The 7,791-nt window shown below is 43.9% G+C and carries 7 protein-coding genes and 1 pseudogene; 5 read left to right on the plus strand and 3 right to left on the minus strand.

Features of this window, described 5'->3' with window-relative positions; genetic code table 11:
- The 4 genes from ACJ751_RS01780 to rpiB form a co-directional block, all read left to right on the plus strand.
- Positions 1-316, plus strand: a 316-nt coding sequence (locus tag ACJ751_RS01780; RefSeq protein WP_407743660.1) for a guanylate kinase, incomplete at its 5' end; no start/stop codon positions are given.
- Between the two features lie 94 nt (positions 317-410).
- Entirely contained in the window at positions 411-1,694 is a 1,284-nt protein-coding gene (locus ACJ751_RS01785; protein WP_407743661.1) for a hemolysin family protein, read from the plus strand.
- 99 nt (positions 1,695-1,793) lie between these two features.
- Positions 1,794-2,693: a twin-arginine translocase subunit TatC gene (gene tatC, locus ACJ751_RS01790; protein WP_407743662.1), complete on the plus strand. Its 900-nt coding sequence runs from the start codon at positions 1,794-1,796 to the stop codon at positions 2,691-2,693.
- Positions 2,694-2,731: 38 nt separating this feature from the next.
- Positions 2,732-3,178 (plus strand): ribose 5-phosphate isomerase B, encoded by a 447-nt coding sequence (gene rpiB, locus ACJ751_RS01795; RefSeq protein ID WP_407743663.1) that lies wholly within the window; start codon positions 2,732-2,734, stop codon positions 3,176-3,178.
- Between the two features lie 113 nt (positions 3,179-3,291).
- Here the strand turns inward: rpiB and ACJ751_RS01800 are convergent, their stop codons facing one another.
- The 3 genes from ACJ751_RS01800 to ACJ751_RS01810 all read right to left on the minus strand — a co-directional run bounded on the left by ACJ751_RS01800 (position 3,292) and on the right by ACJ751_RS01810 (position 7,126).
- Positions 3,292-5,400, minus strand: a complete 2,109-nt coding sequence (locus ACJ751_RS01800) for an LTA synthase family protein (protein WP_407743664.1) — start codon at positions 5,398-5,400, stop codon at positions 3,292-3,294.
- Between the two features lie 162 nt (positions 5,401-5,562).
- Positions 5,563-6,537, minus strand: a complete 975-nt coding sequence (locus ACJ751_RS01805; RefSeq protein ID WP_407743665.1) for a deoxyhypusine synthase family protein — start codon at positions 6,535-6,537, stop codon at positions 5,563-5,565.
- 145 nt (positions 6,538-6,682) lie between these two features.
- Positions 6,683-7,126 carry a hypothetical protein gene (locus ACJ751_RS01810; RefSeq protein WP_407743666.1) on the minus strand — a complete coding sequence of 148 codons (444 nt, stop codon included), beginning with the start codon at positions 7,124-7,126 and terminating at the stop codon, positions 6,683-6,685.
- Positions 7,127-7,570: 444 nt separating this feature from the next.
- Between ACJ751_RS01810 and ACJ751_RS01815 the strand changes: the two are divergent.
- Positions 7,571-7,791, plus strand: a pseudogene (locus ACJ751_RS01815) (hypothetical protein); the annotation flags it as partial.

Below are 7,791 nucleotides of genomic sequence, written 5' to 3' on the forward strand. Positions count from 1 at the left end.
ATCGGAACTGGAACGCATCTGGAACAATCAGCAGGTACCCGTACTGGATATCGATGTAAAAGGCGCTATTCACGTACAGGAGCAATTTCCCGGTACTACCCTGTCGATATTTATTGACCCGCCTTCTGTTGACGAACTAAGACGCCGGTTAAGCTCAAGGGGTACCGAAACCGAAGAAAGTTTGCAGACAAGAATAAACAAAGCCTCTTACGAAATGTCGTTTAAACATCACTTTTCTAAAGTTATTCTTAACGACAATCTACACAATGCCTGTGCGCAGGCCAAAGAAGCCGTTCAGCAGTTTCTGAAAAGCTAAAACAAATAGGCAAAAGCAATAAACAATTGGCAATCGGGAACCTGGTAACTGATACTGGATTCTTCCGCTTTTTGTTTATTTTCGTACCCCAACTATGAGTTTACTTACCGGAATAGGCATTGTCATTGGCGTTGTGTTTCTGTTGCTCGCATATTTTGCAGGCATTGAAGTGGCTTTTACCTCAGCCAACCGGTTAAATATTGAATTAAAAAAGAAACAGGGTTCCAGTGCCGGTATTTTATTATCGAACCTGTTCGACAATCCCTCCCGCTTCATAGGCACCAATGTAGTTGGGTTCAGTTTTTTTCTCACCTTCCTGGTCTTACTGATGTCCATGTTCCTGAACGAATGGGTGCATTGGGATACCATGGATATTACCGCCAAGTCGTTTATCAGCTTTTTCCGGCTGTTTTTCGAGATAGTGATCTCGTGGGTGCTCATCATTATTCTGGGTGAATGCATCCCAAAAGCCATTTTTAAGGCTAAAAGCGATTCCCTGCTGTCTTTTTCAGCCCGGGTTGGCCTGCTGGGTTTATTTGACAATGTGTTTTACTGGATAGCAGAGGCCTTTGTAAAGCTATCGATCTTTATCCTGAACGTAATTTTCGATATGCGCATCGACAAGCGAAAAGAGCCTTTTTCGCGTAGCGACCTCGATCACTTTTTTCAGCAAACAAGCGAATATAACAGCGATGGCGCCGATATGAATACGGAGCTGTTCGAGAATGCGCTCTCCTTACCAAAAATAAAAGTGCGCGAATGCCTGGTGCCCCGCAAGGAAATTGAGGCTATTGAACTGAATACTACTGTGGAGGAGGCCCGCAAAAAATTTATCTCAACCCGGTTGAGCAAACTCATAGTGTATGGTGGCAATATCGACCAGATACTGGGCTATATTCATCAGCTCGATCTGTTTAAACAACCCGAACATGTCAAGGAGATCCTGCTGCCCATTCCCGCCATTCCGGAGAGTATGAGCGCCACCGACCTCATTAATAAATTCACCAGGGAACGCAAAAGCATTGCCTGGGTGGTAGATGAATTTGGCGGAACCGCCGGCATTGTTACCATGGAAGACCTGCTGGAAGAGATCTTTGGCGAAATAAGGGATGAATACGATGTGGAGGAGTTTGAAGAAAAAATGATCTCCGAGGACGAGTATATCCTGTCGGGCCGGCTGGAGCTGGATTACCTGGTGGAGAAATATAAACTGGAATTTCCCGAAAACGATTCGGAAACTCTTTCCGGCTTTATCATTCACCAGCACGAAACCATTCCCCGATTAAAAGAACGCATTATCATTGGTAATTATGAATTTGAGATCTTGAACGTGAGCGATACCCGAATTGAAATGGTGCGCCTGAAGATCCTGCGGTAGTTAAGCTAAAACTTTAGTAATCACGCACTAAGTATTCCCACCTACAATTTCAACCCCTTAACAACCTTTCTGTTGATACCAAGCTGATAAGCCTTAAATTTGCCCCGCTTTCACTATTTTTCAGATATTTATGGCGATCCTATGGCACTAAGCTTTTTAGAAAGAAGGAGCAACGATACCGAGATGACGTTTATTGATCATCTTGAGGAGTTACGTGGGCATATTATACGTTCTGTATTGGCTATTTTTGTTGCAGCGATTGTTATTTTCATTAAAATCGACTGGGTATTTGACAACATTGTAATGGGGCCCGTGCGCAACAACTTTGTGTCGTACCGGTATATGTGCGGCCTCAGTCACTGGTTGCATATCGGCGACGCCCTGTGTATGCCGCCTATCCCTGCAGGCTATAAACTATTGGGTAATACGGTTAGCGGACCATTTATGTCGGCCATTCAAATTGGTATGATTGGTGGGTTCATCGCTGCCTTCCCCTACATCTTCTGGGAATTCTGGAAGTTTGTGAAACCGGCTTTATCACCCAAGGAATTGAAATATTCCAGCAACGCCATCTTCTTTGTATCCATATTCTTCTTTGCAGGGGCTTTCTTCGGGTATTTCGTGCTGGGACCTTTTACCTTTAACTTCCTGGCCAACTTTAACCTGGGTACGGCCAATATGTATGAATACAAACCAGCGTTGGACGATTACATCGATAACCTGGTAAATATTATTTTAGGCTGCGGTATTGCTTTTGAGCTGCCCATTTTAGCCTATGTACTTACCAAGATTGGGTTGATAACCCCCGCCTTTTTAACCAATTACCGCAAATACGCGTATGTGGTCATCCTGGTGGTAGCAGCTGTTATTACGCCTTCACCCGACTGGACCAGCCAGATGATCGTGTTCTTACCGCTGCTGTTCCTGTATGAGTTGAGCGTGATCGTTTCAAAACGCGTGTATAAAAGAGACCAGGCAGAACAGGATAACTGGCAGTAATTGAATAATAAAACACCTTAATAGATAACGAAACAGCTATGTTCGACCTTTCAAAACCCATTGTAATCGGCAGCGACCATGCCGGATTTGATTATAAAGTGGCTATTGTAAAATGGTTAACCGAAAAGGGATACCAGGTAATTGACAAAGGTGTTGATGCAAACAAATCGGTAGACTATCCTGATTACGCACACCCCGTTGCCAGTTCGGTTGAAGCCGGAGACGCTGCGTTTGGTATTTTATTATGCGGCAGCGCCAATGGCGTTTGCATTACGGCCAATAAACACCAGGGTATCCGGGCAGGTTTGGCCTTTGAACTCGAAGTAGCAAAATTGATCCGCCAGCATAATGACGCCAACGTTATTTGCATTCCGGCCCGTTTTGTTTCGCTGGAGTATGCCAAACAAATGCTCGAGCTCTTTATTGAAACCCCTTTTGAGGGCGGCCGTCACCAGACAAGAGTAAATAAAATAGCCTGCGTATAAACGAAGCAGTAAGCATCTTATAAATTGGAAAAGGCCCCTCGAATTAACGGGGGCCTTTTTTTGCCCAAAAACCAGGTGCTGTAAACCTGATCATCTACTTGTATCTACTTTAATCAGTTGCGGTATTTGTTGTTCTTCAGCAACCAGCTGGCGCTTTGATAATAAGCAATGGCCTGTTTCACCAGGCTGTCTGTCAATGGCTCCTTTTGCGCTTTACCGGTTGTAAAATCAGGCTTATACTGATCTATCTTTTGTGTGGGCGACTGAACGATCAGCTCGCCATTTTTAAGATAGCCAAGGCCCTGGTATGTGCTTATAAAGGCATGTTCCTTACCGGGAGGCAGGGAGAATATATCCTGTCCAAAAAACTTCGACCGGTAATTGAATTTCAACAACCCCAGTATCGAAGGCGCAATATCTATCTGGGCCGTAAGGCGATCAATTTTTTGCGGGGCAATATTATCAGGGCTGTATATCAGCATGGGAATATGATACCCTGTTACCGGTAATTCCACGCTGCCGGCGCTGCCCGCACAATGGTCGGCCACAATTACAAAAACCGTATTCCTGAACCAGGGCTTTTCACTGGCTTTACGAATAAACTGGCCAATAGCATAATCGGTATATTTTACCGCTCCTTCACGCGCCTGCCGGGAAGGTGGAATGTCAATTCTTCCTTCGGGATAGGTAAAGGGCCGGTGATTCGAAACCGTCATCACATGTGAAAAGAACGGCTTACCACTATTATAATTGGAATCGAGTTGTTGCAGGGTTAACGTAAAAAGATCTTCATCGGCCACACCCCAGATGTTGGCATAATGTATTTGATCGGGCCGCAAGGCATTGCGATCAATAACATCGTAATGGTTACCCGTAAAAAAGGCATTCATGTTGTCGAAATAGCCATAGCCCCCATACAGGTATTGCGTTATATAGCCCTTCGATCTAAATACGGCGCCTAATGAAAACATGTTTTCATTATCAGGCCTTTTTACAATACTCTGCCCCGGTGTAGGCGGTATGGAAAGCGACAGGGCTTCCAGGCCACGCACCGTTCTGGTGCCACTGGAATACAGATTGGTAAACAACAGGCCTTTTTCGGCTAAGCTATCCAGACAGGGTGTTATGTTTTGCTCATTCCCGAAAGCCTTCATAAAATTCGCGCTAAAGCTTTCCACGCTAATCAGCACTACGTTCATCTTTTTCTCCGGTTCGGCATAACTAACCTGGCGCTCTATATTGAACGGATCATTACTTACAAAACGCGCATTGGGAGTTTCCATTTGCTTGCGTACAATATTGAACGCTTCCACATCGGGCAGCACCCGGTAGAACTTATAAAAATCAAGTTCGTTATGGGTAAAGGCCGTTCCAAACTCAAACAGTCCATTAGCTGCCAACTCATTTGCATAGGCATTGCTGCTGAACTTTTTCCATTTATTGGTTACAAACAAATACGTGATCAAAGGAAAGATCAACAACAACAGCGCTATAACACTACGGCGGGGGAAACTAACGGCCTGCTTCATCGAACGACGGATATTCGCCCGCAAAAACCATACAATGGCAAATGAAGCTATCAATACGCCGGCAACGATCCAGCCTACAGGATACGACTCCTGGATGTTGCCCAATACTTCGGTGGTATAGATCAGGTAATCAACCGCAATAAAATTATACCGGGTTGAAAATTCATTCCAGAAAAAGTATTCACTTACGGCATTGAACAACAACAGGAAGGTGATCAGAAAAATATCGGCGGCCAAAACGTATTTACGCCATCGCAACCGGAATGCAGGGCCTTTTTTAGCCAGCAGCAAATAGATCAAAAGGCGCAGGCCAAACAGCACTACCACGCCCCAATGAAGGCCTGCGTTGTATTCTGCAGGCACCAGCTCGGAAAAAGAAAAGAAGAGCATGAGAACGGCGTACAGGCCTGTCATCCATTTTCGCCAGGCCGGCTCATATATTTTTTCGCTCGTAAACCAAAGGTGAAGCACAAAGGGGATGATAAGATAGGAACTGATGGCGAGGTCGTACATCAGGCCAATACCAAAAACACCAAGGAGGTTAGCGATCGTCCAGTCAAAACCTTTACCGGTATATAATAACAAACCCAGGCGTGTCACAAACGAAATGCCCAGGTTGATAAATACCAATAAAAGGATGATGCCAAAACGATGAGCCAAGCCTTTCTGAACCAGGGATCTCAATCGCAGCATGTTTCTTAATGTGTCTGAAAATGTTGATTAATCAATTAGCTAATAAAACCGGCTATTGCCGGAACCCCCTATTCTAAAGGGATTTTTCACCGAAATAAAAATAGCACGAAAAAAGGCCCCGGCGGTTACCGCCGGGGCCTGTAAACAACCGATTAATAGTTTTTACCAGCCTAAGATATAGGCAAATATGAGGGGAGCTACGATGGTAGCGTCACTTTCTACGATAAATTTTGGCGTATTGATATCCAGCTTACCCCAGGTAATTTTCTCATTAGGCACTGCCCCTGAGTAAGAACCGTAAGAAGTGGTTGAATCAGAGATCTGGCAGAAATAGCTCCAGAAGGGTACATCGTGCCATTCCAGGTCCTGGTACATCATAGGCACCACGCAAATAGGGAAATCACCGGCGATACCACCGCCTATCTGGAAAAAGCCTACACCTTTGCCGCCACTGTTTTGGCGGTACCAGTCGGCCAGCCAAACCATATATTCGATACCACTCTTCATGGTGGTAGCTTTCATTTCGCCTTTGATGATGTAAGAGGCAAAGATGTTACCCATGGTGCTGTCTTCCCAGCCTCCCACGATGATGGGCAGGTTCTTTTCAGCAGCAGCGATCATCCAGCTGTTTTTGGGATCGATCTGGTAATCTTTTTCCATCACCTTACTCAGCAACAGCTTGTACATAAATTCGTGGGGGAGATAGCGTTCGCCCTTGGCGTCGGCGTCTTTCCACAGTTTAACTATGTTATGCTGAATATGACGGAAAGCTTCTTCTTCGGGGATACAGGTATCAGTAACCCGGTTCAACCCCTGCTCCAGCAATTCCCACTCCTGTTGCGGAGTAAGATCACGGTAATTGGGAACGCGTTTGTAATGATCATGAGCTACCAGGTTCATAATGTCTTCTTCCAGGTTGGCGCCTGTACAGCTGATGATGTGTATTTTATCCTGGCGGATCATTTCAGCCAGTGAAATACCCAACTCGGCGGTACTCATGGCGCCGGCCAGTGTAACCATCATTTTTCCACCTTCCAGTAAATGGGTTTCATATCCTTTAGCCGCATCTACCAGGGCAGCAGCATTAAAATGCCGGTAATGATGTTGTATAAATTGAGAAACAGGTCCTTTGCTCATGATCAGTTTTTTTATGGCGCCAAAGGTAAAGGAAAAGGCACAAGGTTCAAGGCTCAGGGCACAAGAAAATGAAGGCCCTCCGATGAATCGGAGAGCCTTTTCTTTCCAACTAAAACCAACTATAAGAAAACCGTTGATTATTATTTTATTTCCTTTCTTTTCTGTACACTTCCCAGCTTGTAGTTCCGCTTGATTTTAGTATGAGCTTTTGATCGCTATTCTCCAGCGTTACATAGTACACATTCTCGTTATTGGAAGCCATTTCAAAAAGATCGGTGATCCAGTGCGTGCTGTAATTCTTTTTAAGGTCAGTGAGCAGGTTAATAGGCAACTGGCTCGATACAATATTGCGGGTTACCCCTAACAGGTTACCATTTTGCTCATAAAACGCATATACAACCTGTTCATTAAGGGTAAAGGTTACTTTTACAAAGTCTTTGGTGGTTGCCCATTCCACATGTTGTGCGCCGGCAAATTCTTTCTCGAAAGATTTAATGATTCTTTCATTTACTTCTTCTTTACCATTGGCAAATGCACTACTAATGCTGGTTAATAAAACGAAGACGCCAATGAGGATTTTGTTTTTCATGATGCTATTTTTTAACTGTTTTTGAATGTTGGGCATTAAAGGTCATCCTGGCTATATGGAATGCCCTGCCCGGTTTGTTTTTTTAATATTAAATGAATGTTCTAAGCGGTATGAAATATAAGTAGCTGCTTTTCAAAAATTATTACACGTAACGGAGATTCTTTTTTTGGCTACGATACACTATATGCGAAGCAACAAACTTTTTCATGGCTATACTTTTAATCTGATCTAACCTGATGCTTTATTGATTAGTCGATACAAAAGTAGCTGAGGTTACACTTATCTCATAAAATTTATGACTAATGGCGACCGATGTTAAACAACGTTAAACAAAATGTCGCCCGGTTTGTTGCGGCACCCACTGAAATGCAGGCTGGCTAAGCCTTACAGCCAATTGTTTAAATATTTCCTAAAACAAGGTTAAGCGATCGTTAAAATGGAATTGTGGAAAGAGCTGCAACCGGAAAGGAGAATTTTTATTCATTCTTTTTTGCATTTTTTCGACTGAAACCCGCTGTAAAACGTTATATTGGCAATACATCAATTGTTATACATTTGAATTATCTCGCGCACGCCTATTTGTCTTTTAATCAGCCTGCTATACTGGCAGGAAACCTTTTTAGCGATTTTGTAAAAGGGAAACAGGTAAACCTGTACCCCGAGGA

It is taken from the genome of Niastella sp. (genome assembly GCF_045805085.1).
In the GTDB taxonomy this organism is placed as follows: Bacteria; Bacteroidota; Bacteroidia; order Chitinophagales; family Chitinophagaceae; genus Niastella.